The organism is Caballeronia humi (assembly GCF_001544475.1).
GTDB lineage: Bacteria > Pseudomonadota > Gammaproteobacteria > Burkholderiales > Burkholderiaceae > Caballeronia > Caballeronia humi.
The window spans coordinates 12,356-28,654 of sequence record NZ_FCNW02000018.1 but is presented as its reverse complement, the minus strand read 5'-3'; the positions used below and the strand labels follow the sequence as shown (position 1 = coordinate 28,654).

Here is a 16,299-nt window from a genome sequence, read left to right as displayed (position 1 = left end):
CCAAACGAAAGAAGCGAGGAGACGAAATGACGTTGCGTTCAGGGTTGTCAGTCAGGTTGGCGGCGATGTGCGTCGCGGTGAGTGCGGTCTTCGCGACGGCCGCGCAGGCGGCGGACCCGGTGTCGATCAACATCGTCGACGTCGCGGGGAACCTGCAGTTGACGCAAAAGGGCTTCGAGGCCTTCAAGGCGAAGAATCCGACTCTCGTGTCCAGCATCACGTTCACCAACGCGCCCGCGCCGCAGTTGCCCGGCAAGATCAAGGCGATGCAGGCGGCGGGCCGCTCGGACATCGATCTCGTCGTCACGGGCACCGATGCGCTCGCCGCCGGCATCCAGCAGGGCCTGTGGGAAAAGCTGCTGCCCGAGCAATCGGCGGCGTTCCCCGGCGTGCTCGACAAATACGCGCCCGGCCCGCGCAAGATGCAGGACATCGCGCAGGGCTACGGGCTGGAAGTGACGTACATGCCCGCCGGGCCGCTGCTCGAATACAACCCGGCGAAGGTCACCGAAGTGCCGAAGACGCCCGAGCAGCTGCTCGCGTGGTGCAAGGCGCATCCGAACAAGCTGATCTATGCCCGCCCCGCGAATTCCGGGCCCGGGCGCACCTTCCTGATGGGCCTGCCGTACGTCCTCGGCGACAAGGACCCGCTCGACCCGATCAACGGCTGGGACAAGACCTGGGCCTTCCTCAAGCAACTGAACGAATGCATTCCGTACTACCCGGGCGGCACGTCGGCGGTGATGAAGGAACTCGGCGAAGGCACGCGTGACATGACCGTCACGGTGACGGGCTGGGACATCAACCCGCGCGCGCTCGGCATCGTGCCGGCGGAGTTCAAGGTGCAGGCCTTCGACAACATGACCTGGGTGAACGACGCCCACTACATGGTGATCCCGAAGGGCGTGCCGAAGGAAAAGCTCGACGTGCTCTACAAGCTGATGAACTTCATGCTCGAGCCGGCGCAGCAGGCGCTGACCTACGACGACGGCTATTTCTATCCGGGCCCGGCGGTCAAGGACGTGCCGCTCTCGATGGCGCCGGCGAAGAGCCAGGAAACGATCCAGAAGTATGGCCGGCCGGAGTACGCGAAGCTGCTGTCGGATCGTCCGCACGTCGTGCCGCTCAATGCCGCGGCGATGGTGTCGGCGTTCCAGAAGTGGGATCGTGAAATCGGCGCGCAGAAGACGAAGTAAGCGGATTCGTGGATTGAAACGCGGCGGCTTTCGCTTTCACCTTCACAGGTAGCGAAGCCGCCGCGTCATCGGGAATAACCTCATGAAGCACAATTTCGAACAGTTGCGGCTGGATTCGGTGTCGCGCAGCTTCACCAACGCCGAGGGTCAGCAGCTCGCGGCGCTGCGCGGGCTCGACCTGAACATCCGGCGCGGCGAGTTCATCGCGCTGCTCGGGCCGTCGGGTTGCGGAAAATCGACGGCGCTCAACTGCATCGCCGGATTGCAGCCGCTGACGGGCGGCGGCATCTGGCTCGACGAACAGCGCATCGACGTGTTGCCGCCGGAAAAGCGCGGCTTCGGCATGGTCTTTCAGAACTACGCGCTCTTTCCTCATATGTCGGTGCTGGAGAACGTCGGCTTCGGGCTCAAGATGCAACGCGTGCCGAAAGCCGATGCATTGCGCCGCGCAAAGGCCGCGCTGCAACTCGTGCAACTGATCGGACACGACGGCAAGCTGCCTGGCCAGCTTTCGGGCGGACAGCAGCAGCGCGTCGCGATCGCGCGCGCGATCGTGATCGAGCCGCCGCTCGTGCTGATGGACGAACCGCTTTCGAATCTCGACACCAAGCTGCGGATCGAGATGCGCGCGGAAATCCGCCGCATCCACGGGCAACTGGAACGCGCGACGATTTACGTGACGCACGATCAGGACGAGGCGCTTTCGATGGCCGATCGCATCGTCGTGATGAAGGAGGGTGTCGTGCAGCAGGTCGCGCCGCCGAAGGAGGTGTACGGCCGGCCGAAGAACCTGCACGTCGCGCGCTTCATGGGTTTTCGCAATGTCGCGAGCTTCACGCTGGAAGGGCAGCAGGGCGAGGGCGTCGCGGTGACGTCGAACGGGGTGCGCCTCACCGGCACGCCGATGGAAGGCTTCAACAGCAAGAACGTGAGCGTGGCTTTGCGTCCGGAAGACATGGAACGCGCCGCGCCCGGCACGGAAAACGCGTTCGATGCGCAAGCGGAAACCGTCGAATACGGCGGCCGCGACTCGCTGATCCGCGTGAACACAGCGTTCGGCAAGCTGTGGGCGCGACTCGCGGGCGAAGTCGCCGAGGGCGAGCGTCTCAGCCTGCGCGTCGCGCCTTCGCGCACGCTCGTCTACGACGGGGAAGCGCCATGAGCACGCCCGCGCTGCCTGTCCGGCGCGATCCGAAGGGCTGGCTCGTCACGCCGGCGCTGATTTTCATCGTCGCGCTCTTCATCTATCCGTTTGCCTACGGTCTCGTGCTGTCGTTCACGCCGATGAACGGCGGCGGCGCGCTTGCCAACTACATCACGTTCTTCACCGACACGTCGATGTGGCCGACGATCATCGTCACGCTCAAGCTCGCCGTGCCCGCGACGGTGATCAACGTCGGCGTGTCGGTGCCGGTGGCGTTCGCGCTCAGGCGCACGTCGCCGTATCAGAAGTTCGTCACGACGCTGCTCGTGATTCCGGTGACGCTCGGCACCGTGCTGATCGCCGATGGCATGCTCACGTACTTCGGCCCGAACGGCTGGTTTCCCCAGGCGCTGCAGGGCCTGCATCTCTATACCGACGAAGTGCGCCTCACGCATAACTATTGGGGCGTGCTGATCTCGCTGATCGTGTCGGGCTTTCCGTTCGCGTTCCTGCTCACGCTGTCCTACGTGACCGGCATCGACCCGACGCTCGCGCGCGCCGCCGCGACGCTCGGCGCGAGTCCGTGGCAGCAGTTCCGGCAGATCTATTTCCCGCTGCTGCTGCCCGGCCTGACGATGACCGCGTGTCTCTCGTTCGTGCAGGCGTTTTCGGTGTTTCCGTCGGCGGTGCTGCTCGGTGCGCCGGCCGGTCCGACGCGCGTCATTTCGATCGCCGCCGCCGAGGCCGCGTTCGAAAGCTACGACTATTCGCTCGCCTCGACCATCGCGATCCTGATGGGCTTCGTGCAACTGATCGTGGTCGGCGGGATGCTCTACGCGCGGCGCTTCTTCTATACCGGACCGGTGACGGGAGGCAAAGGCTGATGGCTTCCGACAACCACACGGCGCAGGCTTTCCCTGCTGCATTGAACGGCAAGAACATGAAGCAGCGCGCGAGCCTGCCTGACCGGCTCTGGAAGGCGCTGGTCTGGTTCACGATGGGTTTTTTCCTGCTCAACGTGCTGCTGCTGATCGCGACGGTCGCGGTGAATTCGGTCGCGACGCGCTGGTTCGGCACGCTGCTGCCGCAGGGCTTCACGCTGCACTGGTACGGCCAGGCGTGGAGTGACTTCCAGTTGACGAGCGTGCTGTGGGTGACGATTCAGGTGGTCGGAGCGGTGGTGATCCTGTCGATCGTGCTCGGCGTGCCGGCCGCCTACGCGCTCGCCCGCGTGCAGTTTCCCGGCAAGCGTCTCGCGATGCTCGTCTTCCTGCTGCCGCTGATGGTGCCGCCCGTGACCTACGGCATCCCGATGGCGACCGTGATGTACAAGGTGCATCTCGCGGGCACGCTGACGGGCGTGATCCTCGCGAACCTCGTGCCGGCGCTGCCGTTCGTGATCCTCGTGATGACGCCGTTCATCGAGCAGATCGATCCGAACCTGGAATCGGCGGCGCGCATCTTCGGGGCGAACACGACGCGCTATTTCCGCTACGTGCTCCTGCCGCTGCTCGTGCCGGGCATGCTGGCGGCGGGGCTGCTCGTGCTGGTGCGCACGATCGGCATGTTCGAACTGACGTTTTTCACCGCCGGGCCGACGACGCAGACGCTCGTCGTCGCCTTGTACTACGCGGTGTTTTCGACGGGCGTGCGAGCGCCGCAATCCATCGACGCGATGGCGATGATCTACATGGCGATCACGCTCGTCTGGGTGCTGATCGCGCTGCAATTCGTCAGCCCGACACAACTCGTGTCGCGGGTGAAGGAGCAAAAGCAATGAGGTGTGAATGGACCGGCAGGTAGTCAGCTTGAACGCGGCGGCGCGCCTGACGCTCGTGCGCGGACCGCATTCGATGGAACTCGCGCCGGCGGCGGGCGGCAGAATCACGCGTTTCTCGACGACCCTCGACGACGGTACGGTCCACGACTGGGTCGTGCCGATCGCGGTCGAAAACTGGCCCGCCGACGCGTGGCCGAAAGGCGGCTGCTATCCGCTCGTACCGTTCTCGAACCGCGTGCGCGATGCGCGCTTCACGGCGCCGGATGGGACGCGCGTCGAGCTGTCGACGTTTCCGGGAGCGGCGCACGCGCTACACGGCTTCGGGCAGTACGAGGCGTGGACGGTGGAATCGCAAAGCGTGGATGAAGTCGTGCTGCGCTATACGCATGAAGCGGGACGCGATGGCTGGCCGTGGGCATTCGAAGCCACGCAAACCTTCGCGCTGACCGACGACGGCGCACGGCTGACCATGCGGATCAGGAATTTATCGGAGCGAGAGATGCCGGTGGGCTTCGGCTTTCACCCCTATTTCAACGCCGATGCCGCTGATCTCGACGCCCGCGTCGACTGGCGCCATGAGGCGGAGATCGCGGTCGAGCCATCGCCGGATGCGCCCGCGCGGCATCATGAGCGCGAGGCGCAGGGTTATACGCGTTACCTCGGCGGGTGGGATCGCCAAGCCCGACTGCGCTTTGCGAACGGCGCATGGCTTACGTTGAGCGCGAGTGACGAGCTATCGCACGTCGTCGCGCATTGTCCGGCTGGCGGCGCGTATCTGTGCATCGAGCCGGTCTCGCACGTGAGCGACGGCTTCAACCTGCAATCGAAGGGCTTCGCCGGCACGGGTGTATCGATCATCGCGCCAGGTAGTGAAACACAGGCGTGGCTCGAGCTGGGAACCGGCGTCCGCCGGGACGCGCGCGACGGCGGCGCTTTCTAGCCGCTTCGATTGCTCTGGCCGAACCGCTCGCACGCGATGCCTTCGCCGGCACCGCACCCCGCGCGACGAGGCAAGTGTCCTTGTTCATCATGCACCTCCAGGAGTAGCCGGCGCGGCGAAAAACGCCTCCACCAGATCGACGATGCGCCACGTCGAACACGGCCGGCGGCAGTGCGCGTCGAAGCCGGCATCCTTGAGCGTTTGGATCGGATCGGCGGGCCAGACATTGCTCATGGCGACGAGCAGCCGTCCGGTGAGGTCCGCGTCCATGCGCAGCGTGCGGACGAAGATATAGCCCGACTCGCTGTCGAGGCTCGTATCGAGGATGAGCGCCTGCGGCTTCCACGTTTCGACGAGCCTGCGAACCGACTTCAGATCCTGCGAATGGATCACCTGAAGCCCTTTCAGCCGCAGCATCACGGCAAGCGATTCCGCGATCGATTTGTCCTTGTGCGCCACGAGCACGCGGCGCGACGAGTCCTGCGTCCTTGCCCGCTTGATGCTCCACAACGCAAACTGTTTCTCCTGATCGACAGGTGATCGGCTGGCCATGTGCTTCTCCGCTATGCAATGCAGTGGATCGGATGAGCCATTTTCGACCGGCCGTGCTTAACGCACTACCCGCACCGCGCAGGGTGGCGGCGAATTATTGGGAGGGTTAGTCGATCGATTGATCCCCGCGAAAGAGGGGTGGCGGGGCGTTCGCACGCGCGTACTATCGGCGTATGTTCTCGGGGACTGCAATGGAAAACGGATACTTCAAAACAGTATTGCTGGTAGAGGACGAAGGGCTCACGCGCAGCGCAATGAAAACGCTGATTCTCGCGAACGAGCCGTTGCTGGAAATCGACGAAGCGGACGGTTTCGAGCAGGCGAAGGCCAAGCTATCCGCGGGTTCGTACGATCTGATGTTCCTCGACTATCACTTGCGAGGGAATTCGACCGGTATGGACCTGCTCAACTGGATCCGCGAGGAAGAGCGCGAGGTGCAGACCATCATGCTCTCCGCGCAGGATGACCGCGACACCGTGCTCGATTGCATCAAGAACGGCGCGTGCGGATTCATCTCCAAGGGCAGCGAACAAGGCGCGGGTGTTTTTCGTGAAGCGCTGCGTACGATCCTGAGCGGTCGCGTGTATCTGCCCAACACGGTGCTCGGCAAGGGCGGCCACAGCCCGAAGCCGGTCGCGACGCATTCGAGCCCGACGGTCGAATCGCTCGACTTGCCGCCGCGTCTGACCGAGACCCTGCGCTATCTGCTGCAGGGGCTGTCGAACAAGGCGATCGCGCGGAAGATGAACATCAGCGAGAACACGGCGAAGGAATATTCGAGCGACCTGCTCGCGCGTTTTCACGTAACGCGCCGGACGTTCCTGATCGTCGAGATGGCGCGACGCGGGATCGAGATGCCGGTGAGCCATCCGTCCACGTCGTGACGCTCTGGGCGATCAGGCGGCGACTTCGTCCGGACACTTGCCCGATACCAGCGACAGAATCTCCTGACGCAAGTCCGCGGGGCTGACGGGCTTGCTGAGCACGTCGTGCGTGCAGGCGAGCGGGACGATCGTCGCCTGCGGCTCGCCCGTGACGACCAGCGTCGGGCAAGGGCGGCCGAGCTTCTGCGTGCCGAGCATCGCGACTTCGCGCGCCGTCTTGAAGTCGCGCAGGCGGAAGTCGGTGATGATGAGGTCGGGGAAGCGCTCCAGCGAATCGAGGATTTCCTCGTACTCCTCGAACGTCGCCGCCGAATCGAACAGCACGCCCCATTGCGACAGCAACGCCTCGGTCGACGCACGCACCAGGCCGTCATCCTCCACCAGCAGCACATAAAGGCCGTCGAGTTGCAGAGCCTCGTCCGCGTCGGTTTTGGCGGGCAGGCGCGGCGACGGCTTTTCCGGGCTCGCGCCGCACAGCGGCATCTCCACCGAAAAACGCGAGCCGAGTCCTTCGGCCGATTTCAGTTCGAGCCGGTGCTCTTCGAGCATCGAAATCACGGCATTGACGATCGACAGCCCGAGGCCAAGCCCCTTGTCGCGGTCCTGCTCGGGGTTGTCGACCTGAAAGAACGGCTGAAAGATCGATTCCCAGTGCGCGTTCGAGATGCCAATGCCGTTATCGACCACGTCGATGCGCGCGCGCGTCGCGGAACGCACGACACCGACGATCACGGTAGGCTTCGCGGTCTGCCCAGTGTTGGCGTACTTGATCGCGTTGGAAACCAGGTTGGCGACCGCGCGCCCGAGCCAGTGCGCGTCGCTGCGCACGCATACGAGACTCTCCTTGGGCAGCCGGAGACGCAGATCGACGCCGCGGCTCTTCGCGAATGGACCGAGCTGCTCGGCGGCTTCCTCGATGATGAGCCGCAGATCGAACACGTGATAGCGCGGCACGACGCGGCCCGATTCCAGCCGCGAAAGGTCGAGCACCGCGTTCAAAAGACGCGCGAGGATCACCGACGAGCGCCCGCATTCGTCGATCAGCCGTCCCGCTTCCCTGAATTCGCCGCGCCGGATCGCCTCCGACGACGCCTGCAGGAACAGGTTGAGCGCGTGCATCGGCTGGCGCAAATCGTGGGTCGCTGCCGCGAGAAAATTCGATTTCTCCTTGCTCGCGGCCTCGGCGGCGCGCATCTGCTGCTCCTTGAGCGCGAGCAGCGCGTTCGTCTTGATTTCCTGGTCCTTCTTCGAAATCTCCAGTTCCGTGTTCTTCCGGCCCAACTCGACGTTCGCCGTCGACAAGTCGCGGTTGAGCGAGGCGAGTTCGCGTTCCGCCGCGTAACGCTCGCGCGAGACGCGTTCGGCGTGCACGCAGACGCCGTGACCGACCACTACCATGTTGATCAGAAAGAACATGCCCGCGCCGAAATCGGCGGGGTGCAGCACGTTGAATGCGGCTTGAAGAAAAATCATCGCGGCGAGCGTCAATATCGCAACGGCCAATACCGATTTCGAGCGCAAATAAAAGAATGAAAACTGGAAGAAAAGCGCGAGATAAAGGCCGGGAAACTGCTGTGAATAATTGAATGGCGCCGGCGTGACGGCCACCATGCAAAGCATAAGGAAAATAAGTCCATAAATACCGATAAAAATCACTCTCGACGACGTCACGTGCGAGCGAAACGACGGCCGCAGCACCATGACGCCGACGCACATCAAGAGCAGGATGCCGAGCAGCCGGAGCACAAGCAGGTCCGTGAACGCATCCTTGAGAATCGGCGTGCGCCGCGCGACCGTCAGGTCCCAGGTAAGAAAGGACGTCCACAACACCAGCGCCAGCAAGGCGGAAGCGCGCCGGAACGCGCAGAACCGCTGGCTATGGTCTTCGAGAAACTGCGCTTCGAGGGCGGGGTCCGCGAATGGCCGGGGGATCGACAGGTTCTTGATCAGACTCGCGCCCGCTTCACGCGCGGCAGCGGAATACGACCAAGACCTTTGAATGCCGCCAATCCGGTTCGGGACATGCATTTCACGCTCGCTTATACAGGAAGGAGGTTAACTACTGTAGGCGACATCTCACACGCGACAAGCGCGTTTTTCGGACGAAATTTAGAACGCTGGGAATGGCGGGTATTGGCGTCGAGGGAAATGGAAGGGTAATGCGTCGCGCTGAATGAAGAGAAAGGCCGCTAAAGAGAGGCTCGCCCTCGGCCCACGGACGAGGGCTTGGGCCGTTCAACTCTTTGGCTTGGCCTTGGTGGTGCGCTTGGCGACCTGCGTTTCCTTCGCGCCTTGTGCCTTGACAGCCGATTGCTTCGGGCCGGTCGCGCTTTTCTTGCGGCTCGACATTTCGTTTTCGGCCGGATTGCTCGGCGGGGCTTTCCTTGGGGATGGCATGTTGACCTCCTTCACGTGTCGAATTGACACATTTTAAAAATAGGCGCCACATGCCCGGGAATCAAGCGCATCAAGCCTTTCGTGATGCATCGGCGCGACACGTGAGGCGATTTTCTTCAGAGAGCGAAGCATTTCGAGCGCCACGGCATCAAGACGGCTCAGCCGATCAGCTTTAGTCCAACCGGCAGCGACTCGCCAAACACGCGTCCCTCGTCGGCGCGATCGAGTTCGACGGTCTCGCTCACCATGTCGATCCACGTCCGCGATGCGTTCGCCGCCGTCAACCGCCGCACGACCTCGGCGCGCGTGTCGGCGGGGAGGTCGCGCGAGCGGTCGCCCGTCATGCGCGCGATCTGAACCGCGGCGAACGCGGCCGGCTCGACCTTCTTCCAGTCGAGCGCGAGGATCGCCGCCAGCCATTCGACCGCGACTTCAGGAGGTACGACGCCGTGCGCGCTGCCGTAAAACGGCTGGCGCGCGCCGATCCGGCCGACGGCCCACCAGCCCTGCGGATTCTCCGAAGGCTTCTTGAGCCGCGTCAGCAGCCATTGCCCGACCTCGGTCTTGCGCTCGACAGGCACGCGTTCGAGTGACGCCGCGAGTCGCACCATGTCGTCGTAGCCGACTTTCATGGTCCCCGACGGGCGGTTGTAGCGCGACGTCCCGGGCGGCTGGAGATGAAACGCCATGTCGTCGAGGAGGAAGACTTGCGCTTCCTCGGGAAGGCCGCCCGCTGCGCGCCGCCAGAGCGTCCACCACTCGGACCAGATCTGACTCTCGTTGACGTACTGGATACCCTGCGCGTAGAACGGCCACAGTTGCTCGACGCGCCATTCGTCGAGCGCGTAGCCGAAGCCCGGCCGCACGCAATAGCCCGCGAAATTGAGCCACAGCCGCTCGTGGTCCGCCGAGCGCCGGCGCCGCCGCGCGCGGTCGATGAAGGTGCCGAACAGTTCGCGCAAGAGCACGATGTCCCAGCTTTCGCGCGGGCCGAGAAGCTGCTCGAGTTGCGCGCGCAGTCGCTTGACCTCTTTCGGCCCGACGTCGTGCGACTTGGCGCCGAACGTGCGCTCGACCTGCTCGATCGCCTTCGGCAGCGCGGGATGTGACTTTGAGGCGTCGATATCGCTTTGCGCCTGCTCGCGTCGCAACTGGAATTCGAGCCGCCAGCGACGTTTCGGATCGTCGGCGGCGATGCAGTGGACGTCGAGCGTGCCGACTTCGGTGAGCGTCGTCGTCAGATGGACGGCGGTTTCGCTCGCGCCGCCCGCGCCCTTCGGATCGACCACGGTCGCGATCGGCGGCAGGCGCACGAAGTCGCCCGCCGATGCCGAGAGATCGGCGATATCGCCTGCGCGGTACGCGGCATCCGCCACCGACGATACTAAATGGAAGCGCACCGGCGCTCCGAGCTTCAGCGCGAAAGTGCGATCCTTCAGCTCGATGGGCTGGCCTTCCTCCGTGCCGCGCGGCAGAATGCAGACGCCGCGCCCGGTCTGGGTCTCGCCTTCCTCGTCGAGCACGAGGAACAGGCTGCGCGGCGATCCGCCGCCGATGCGCGGCGCATGTCCCGCGCGCGCAAGCGCATACGCGACCGCGCCGCGCGCCACCGCCACGTCCGGATTCGCGTTGTGCAGCAGGTTGAGCGGCTCGCCGCGCCAGGCGCCCAGCGTGTCGGCGAGGCGTTCGGTGAGCTTCCCCGCGCGGAAGACGCCGCCGTTCAGAAGCAACGTATCCGGCACGGGCAAGTGCGCGCTGCCGTCGGGATCGGCGATTGCGAGCGCTTGCCGCGACTGCGCCGCGTGCTGTGCGAGAAAAGCGGCGATGTGCCGGGTGATCGCGGGATCGCTCGCGTACGGCAGCCCGAACTCGACGATCCCGCCGCGCGCCCGCACCGGCCGCTCCTCCGACGACACCGCCGGAAAGAACCCGTCGACGATGATCTTTTCGATCTCCTCGCGCGTCACCTGCGCCGAACGCGACCCACCGACAAGCTTCGAGCCCGCGCCGAGCAGCGTGATCGATGTGGACTCGGGCGCGTCGTCGCCGAGCAGTTGCTCCTTCGCGGCGCGGCTGCGCTCAACGAGCTGCGATAGCTGCCCGGCCGAGAGCCGCGTCGTGGTGGAACTGGCCGGCGCGATCCGTCCTTCGGCGAGATGCGCCAGCGCGAGATCCATGTTGTCGCCGCCGAGCATCAGATGATTGCCGACACCGATGCGCGTCAGTTGCGGCTCGCCGTCCTGCATCTCTACTTTGATTAGCGTGAGGTCGGTCGTGCCGCCGCCGACGTCGCAGATCAGCACGAGCCGCGTCGCGTCAAGCGCCGTGTCGAGGCTCGCGCGATGGTGGAACAGCCAGTCGTAGAAGGCGGCTTGCGGTTCTTCCAGCAGCCGCAGCGCCGGCAGCTTGGCGAGCCGCGCGGCTTCGAGCGTCAGGGCGCGCGCGCCTTCGTCGAAGGAGGCGGGGACGGTCAGCACGACGTCCTGCGCTTCGAGCGGCGCGTCCGGAAAGCGATGGTTCCACGCCGCGCGCACGTGCGCGAGGTAGCTCGCGCACGCCGCCACGGGTGAAATCCTGGCGACGTCGTCGGCCGCGCCCCACGGCAGGATCGGCGCGGTGCGATCCACTGATCCGTGCGACAGCCAGCTCTTCGCGCTCGCGACGAGCCGCCCCGGCACCTGCGCGCCGAGCGTGCGTGCGAGCCGGCCGATCACGACCGGCTGCGCGTCCTTGTGACCGGCGGCTTGCCACGGCAGGTGCAAATCGCCGGGATCGAGCTCGCCCGCCGCCGCGTGATAGCGCAGCGACGGCAGAAGTGGCCGCGCGGCGACCTCGCCGAGCCCGACCAGTTGATGGACATCGAAGACGCGGATGTCCTCCGACCCCGCCTCCCCGTACGCCACGACCGTGTTGCTCGTGCCGAGGTCGATGCCGACGGTGTAGCGCTTCATCTGGCGCGACGCCTATTCACTCACGCCGCCGCGCACGTCGAATTCGACCTTCCAGCGCTCGCTGCTGCCGCGCGGCACGGCTTCGAGTTCGAGCGTGCCCGCTTCCGTCACGCGCGCGTGCAGCTTCACGGGCACGACTTCGCCGGGCGTGCGGCCTTCGGTGGGCAGGGTGGCTTCGATTTCGTCGAGTTCCTGGAGTTCGTCGGGTTGCCAGTAGTCGAGCATCGTGCCGACCTGATCCTGACGCCGCACCGACGATCCGAAGAAGCGGAAATGCACCGGCTCCCCGACGACGAGCCCGAATTCCTGCGCGGGCAACTCGGCGTCGGTGCCTTCCTCCATGCCGAACGGCGCGACGCACAGCGCCGTAACGGGTGGTTCCAGCCCCGGCACGGCGGGCATCGCCGACTCGACCGCGACGTAGTACGCGCGCGCCGTGCCGCCGCGAATCCGCACGCCCTTGCCGCGCCGCACGTAGCCGTAGTAAGCGGCGCCGCGCGCGACCGCGAGATCGAGGTCCGCGCCTTCGAGCAGCCGCGCGGCGGGCGCGCCTTCGGCGGCGAGCCAGCCGTTGAGCGTCTGCAAAATTCGATCGACGAGCAGCGTCGATTTAAATACGCCGCCGTTGAAAAGGACCGCCGTCGGATGCAGGAAGGTGGCGTTTTCCGGCACGCTGCGGCCGAGATCGGCGAGCGCCGCGACCTGCCGGCCGAGGAAACCCGCGAGATGACGCGTCACCGCGGCATCCTGCGCGTACGGCAGCCCGAGCTGCGTCAGGCCGACGCGCGCCCGGCTCACCGGCCGCGCGCTGGCATCGACTTGAGGGAAGAAGCCATCGAGGATCGTCTGCGTGAGTTCGGCGCGCGTGAGTTCGGTGCGGATCGAGCCGCCGATCAGCTTCGAGCCTCGGCTCGGCACAACGAGCGGCACCGTGTCCTGCGACGGATCGGAGAGCAGCGTTTCCTTCGCCGACCGGCACGCGTAGGTGAGCGCGCGCAGTTGCCACGGATCGGGCTGCGTGCCCGCCGCCGCGAGCTTGCGCGCGACGACGTGCGCGAGCGCGAGGTCCATGTTGTCGCCGCCGAGCAGGATGTGCTCGCCGACCGCCACGCGATGCAGTTCCAGATTGCCTTCCCGCTCCACGACCGCGATCAACGAAAAGTCGCTCGTCCCGCCGCCCACATCGACCACGAGGATCACGTCGCCCACGCGCACCTGCTTGCGCCAGGCGCTGTCGGTGTTCTGGATCCAGCTATAGAGCGCGGCCTGCGGTTCTTCGAGCAGCGTCATGCGCGCGTAGCCCGCGGCCTGCGCGGCTTCGGCGGTCAGTTCGCGCGCGGCCGGATCGAACGAGGCGGGGATCGTGACGGTGATCTCCTGCTCGGCGAAAGGCGCGTCGGGATGCGCGTGGTCCCATGCTTCGCGCAGGTGCGTCAGATAGCGGACCGATGTTTCCAGCGGCGAGACGCGCTCGACTTCCTCGGGTGCGTCGTTCGGCAGGATCGCCGCGCGCCGGTCGACGCCGGGATGGCACAGCCAGCTTTTCGCGCTCGACACGAGGCGGATCGGCGTGCCGGCGCCACGGCTGCGCGCCAGTTCGCCGACGGCGAAGGTGCGCTCGGCGGTCCACGGCAGGTTCAGGTCGCCGGGCGTGAGTTCGTTCGGATGCGGCAGATAGAGAAACGACGGCAGCAGTTCCGGCTGCTCCACGGCGCCGGGCGCGGTGAGCTGCGCGATCGGCAGGACACCTTGCACGGTTTTGTCGCCGTCGCTGGCGGTGATGTCGACGTAGGAGAGGGCGCAGTGCGTCGTGCCCAGATCGACGCCGATCGAATAGCGCGGATCGCTCATAGTTCCACCTCGGCGGGGGCGACGACGCTCGCGTCGTGACTGTCGGCGAGCTTCGGCAGGCGCACGTCGGCGACTTTCCAGCCGCGATGGCTGATGCTGCCGTTGAACGGCGGTTTGCCGACGACGTTGCCCGTCAGGCGGATCGCGGTGGCATCGAAACCGTCGGGCAATGTGACGCGGCTGCCTTCGGCTTCGTCGCGCACGGGACGGATCGTGAAATGCTCGCGCAGCACGGTGCGGCAGCCGTCGTGGACGAGGCGCGCGGCGGCGCCGATGTCGGCGTCGGTGTAGTTGGCGATGTCTTCCTCGACGAAATCGATGAAACGCGCGTCGCGCTGGAGCAGGCCGAGCAGTTGCAGCGCGGCTTCCGGGGTGGCTTCCTTAAGTGTGGGGGCGACGGGTTTCGAGGGCGCGGGGGCCGGAGCGGCTGCGGGCGCTTCACGCAGACGCTTCACCTGGCCGGCGAACTCGGCGTTGCCGAGCACGCTGAAAAACGTGCCGAAAGCTATCGACATCCTGCCGAAAAATGACGGGTTCAAGTCGGTCATGACATGCTCCTATGGCCGTTGCCCGAGGACGACCCATCCTCAGACGACGCTGAACAGACTGTGGATTGCGGGTTTGCCTGCGCGTCGATGCGCGCGGCGGTCCGGCGCGGGTGATTCGTGGTTGTTCGGTGTTCGGTCAGAGCTTGGCCGGCGTGCCTGCGAGTGCGGACTATGACGCTGGCATTCCGGCAGATACAGCCGGTGTATCCGCCGTTCCGTCTGGTAAAGCTCTTGCCGGTTATACAGCATCCGCATTTATTTCGTGACGGAGCTACGGAAATCGCGGCGCCGACAGGCGCTCCGGCCGGGGCCGGGCCCACATTCTCGCGAATATTGAGATCAAGTCAAGGTGGTTGTGAGGCGGTTTGGACGGTACGGCTGGAGCCGACACGGAGCGGATCGATGTCAAAAGTTGTTGGCATCGGCCATCAACTCGCGTTGGGACATTAGCATGGTCGTTCTATTTAGTTCGGGCTTAGCTGATGGCTACGGAACTCAAGACGGACTCGTGGCACCGCTACGTGCTGTATCGAAGCAGCGAGCGTTACATGCCATTCGTCTCCGACGACCAGCGCCAGGGCGCGATCGAGGCGGGGCGCAAATTCACCGCATCGGCTTATGCGGACGTATGGGCCAGGGATCCCGAATTGGTCGCCCGTGTGCGCGGCTTCCTTGGCAACAACTTCCACTGGCATGAGCGTCTGGCGAAATCAGGCACAAGCCTCGACGTCGTGCAGACGTTGATGGACATGGTGCGCAGCGGAAGCGTCGTCTTGATTGCTGAGAATTTGCCGTGCGGCGGTCCCCCGGCTAGCGGCCTGCTTCCAGCGAGCAACGCCGCTATTAATTTCATCTCCGATCCGGAGACGATCGAGGCAATGCGAGCATTCGCGCAGAGAATCGCTTTCCCGCCGGGTGAACCGGTCCTGTCGGGTCCATATCGGCCGGACCGGCAAGCGCAGCTCGAAACAGCGCGAGCTGCGCTCACCTATGCTGACGCAGATACCGCAAGCCTGTCGACGCCCCTCGGTGATGCGACGCCATTCGAGCTGGTAGACAATACCCCGATCGGCGATCCGGATCTGCATGCGGCGGGATTTCGTCTTACGCCCGGCGAAGAAAACGAGTGCATGTCTCAATATGACATCGACATGGACTACTGCAGTGTTCTATACGCGATGAAGCCTTCCGCTTGGGGCGTGTGCAAGGAAAGAGCGGCCGATCGATTGGGCAGATGCCTGGCCGGAAAAGGAGCGATGTTCTGATGACGAAGAAACGAGGCCCGCGATGCGTGCTTATCGCCTATGACGAGGACGAGCAATCGATTCTCACCTGCACCGTGCCGCGCGACGCGGTAAGCGGTCTCATGAACTCGGAGCTTGTGGTGCCATTGCCCCTCAGTGAAGAGCGCTTTCGACTCGGAGACGAATTCGCCCGTCAGCTTGGCGGAGTCGCGCTGTTATGGCTCTCGATCGAGCAGCCTGAACTCAAGCCGTTTATCGAGGTGACGCAAGCCCCCGAGCCGCCGCCCGTTGACTGAGCGCGATCACGCCTTATACCCAATCGTCCGCAACAACCCGCGCCGCCAGGCCACATCCTCGGCGGTTTCGACGCCGAGCGGCGGCGATCCATCCACGACGCCCACGATTCCGCGCCCCCGATCCGTCTGCGCGACGAGCACCTGTGTCGGATTCGCTGTCGCGCAGAAGATGCGGCACACCTCCGGCACGGCCTTCACCGCGTTCAGCACGTTCACGGGGAAAAACCCGTCGCCGAGAAAGACGATGAAGCTGTGCCCGGCGGCGATCGCCAGCGCGTTCTTTTCCGCGAGTTGCTGCGAGGCGGGATCGGTGCCGGACGAGCGCACGAGGCGCTTGCCCGACGCCTCGCAGAATGCCAGCCCGAATTTGATTCCCGGCACGGCGCCGAAGAGCGCTTCGTGCAGGTCCTCGACGGTCTTGATGAAATGCGACTGCCCGAGGATGAAATTGGTGTCATCGGGCTTGTCGATATCGACGGTGAGCAGTTCCATGTGACCTCCGCGCGTTCGCGACTT

15 protein-coding genes are annotated in these 16,299 nt (G+C 65.0%); 8 read left to right on the top strand and 7 right to left on the bottom strand.

Annotation, left to right across the window (positions count from 1 at the left end; translation table 11 throughout):
• Positions 1 to 65 precede the first annotated feature (65 nt).
• The 5 genes from AWB65_RS17585 to AWB65_RS17565 all read left to right on the top strand — a co-directional run bounded on the left by AWB65_RS17585 (position 66) and on the right by AWB65_RS17565 (position 5,060).
• On the top strand, positions 66 to 1,196 hold the full coding sequence (locus AWB65_RS17585; protein ID WP_374729749.1) for an ABC transporter substrate-binding protein: 1,131 nt from the start codon (positions 66 to 68) through the stop codon (positions 1,194 to 1,196).
• A gap of 82 nt (positions 1,197 to 1,278) precedes the next feature.
• Complete coding sequence (locus AWB65_RS17580) at positions 1,279 to 2,358, top strand: ABC transporter ATP-binding protein (RefSeq protein WP_087668379.1); 1,080 nt, start codon at positions 1,279 to 1,281, stop codon at positions 2,356 to 2,358.
• Positions 2,355 to 3,224 (top strand): ABC transporter permease, encoded by an 870-nt coding sequence (locus tag AWB65_RS17575; protein WP_087668378.1) that lies wholly within the window; start codon positions 2,355 to 2,357, stop codon positions 3,222 to 3,224. Before AWB65_RS17580 ends, AWB65_RS17575 begins: the two co-directional genes overlap by 4 nt.
• Complete coding sequence (locus AWB65_RS17570; protein WP_087668377.1) at positions 3,224 to 4,120, top strand: ABC transporter permease; 897 nt, start codon at positions 3,224 to 3,226, stop codon at positions 4,118 to 4,120. The genes AWB65_RS17575 and AWB65_RS17570 overlap by 1 nt, the downstream gene beginning before the upstream one ends.
• A 7-nt stretch (positions 4,121 to 4,127) precedes the next feature.
• The gene (locus tag AWB65_RS17565; RefSeq protein WP_087668376.1) at positions 4,128 to 5,060 is read left to right on the top strand and encodes an aldose epimerase family protein; all 933 of its coding nucleotides are present in this window, start codon (positions 4,128 to 4,130) and stop codon (positions 5,058 to 5,060) included.
• 87 nt (positions 5,061 to 5,147) lie between these two features.
• Here the strand turns inward: AWB65_RS17565 and AWB65_RS17560 are convergent, their stop codons facing one another.
• Positions 5,148 to 5,612, bottom strand: a complete 465-nt coding sequence (locus AWB65_RS17560) for a response regulator (protein WP_087668375.1) — start codon at positions 5,610 to 5,612, stop codon at positions 5,148 to 5,150.
• A gap of 173 nt (positions 5,613 to 5,785) precedes the next feature.
• Here AWB65_RS17560 and AWB65_RS17555 point away from each other — a divergent pair, with 173 nt between their 5' ends.
• Positions 5,786 to 6,496 carry a response regulator gene (locus tag AWB65_RS17555; RefSeq protein ID WP_327358309.1) on the top strand — a complete coding sequence of 237 codons (711 nt, stop codon included), beginning with the start codon at positions 5,786 to 5,788 and terminating at the stop codon, positions 6,494 to 6,496.
• A 12-nt stretch (positions 6,497 to 6,508) separates the two neighbouring features.
• On the opposite strand, the gene AWB65_RS17550 is transcribed toward AWB65_RS17555, so the two are convergent.
• The 5 genes from AWB65_RS17550 to AWB65_RS17535 form a co-directional block, all read right to left on the bottom strand.
• On the bottom strand, positions 6,509 to 8,524 hold the full coding sequence (locus AWB65_RS17550) for an ATP-binding response regulator (RefSeq protein ID WP_087668373.1): 2,016 nt from the start codon (positions 8,522 to 8,524) through the stop codon (positions 6,509 to 6,511).
• 207 nt (positions 8,525 to 8,731) lie between these two features.
• On the bottom strand, positions 8,732 to 8,893 hold the full coding sequence (locus tag AWB65_RS36360) for a hypothetical protein (RefSeq protein WP_159907669.1): 162 nt from the start codon (positions 8,891 to 8,893) through the stop codon (positions 8,732 to 8,734).
• Between the two features lie 158 nt (positions 8,894 to 9,051).
• A complete protein-coding gene (locus tag AWB65_RS17545) occupies positions 9,052 to 11,844 on the bottom strand; it encodes an Hsp70 family protein (RefSeq protein WP_087668372.1) in 2,793 nt (930 codons plus the stop codon).
• Positions 11,845 to 11,856: 12 nt separating this feature from the next.
• Complete coding sequence (locus tag AWB65_RS17540; RefSeq protein WP_087668371.1) at positions 11,857 to 13,695, bottom strand: Hsp70 family protein; 1,839 nt, start codon at positions 13,693 to 13,695, stop codon at positions 11,857 to 11,859.
• Positions 13,692 to 14,243 (bottom strand): DUF2760 domain-containing protein, encoded by a 552-nt coding sequence (locus tag AWB65_RS17535; protein ID WP_087668370.1) that lies wholly within the window; start codon positions 14,241 to 14,243, stop codon positions 13,692 to 13,694. Before AWB65_RS17535 ends, AWB65_RS17540 begins: the two co-directional genes overlap by 4 nt.
• A 482-nt stretch (positions 14,244 to 14,725) precedes the next feature.
• Here AWB65_RS17535 and AWB65_RS17530 point away from each other — a divergent pair, with 482 nt between their 5' ends.
• Positions 14,726 to 15,508, top strand: coding sequence for a hypothetical protein (locus tag AWB65_RS17530; RefSeq protein WP_087668369.1), 783 nt, complete (start codon positions 14,726 to 14,728; stop codon positions 15,506 to 15,508).
• Entirely contained in the window at positions 15,508 to 15,783 is a 276-nt protein-coding gene (locus AWB65_RS17525) for a hypothetical protein (protein ID WP_087668368.1), read from the top strand. Before AWB65_RS17530 ends, AWB65_RS17525 begins: the two co-directional genes overlap by 1 nt.
• Positions 15,784 to 15,789: 6 nt before the next feature.
• On the opposite strand, the gene AWB65_RS17520 is transcribed toward AWB65_RS17525, so the two are convergent.
• A complete protein-coding gene (locus AWB65_RS17520) occupies positions 15,790 to 16,275 on the bottom strand; it encodes an adenosine-specific kinase (protein ID WP_087668367.1) in 486 nt (161 codons plus the stop codon).
• Between the last annotated feature and the right edge of the window lie 24 nt (positions 16,276 to 16,299).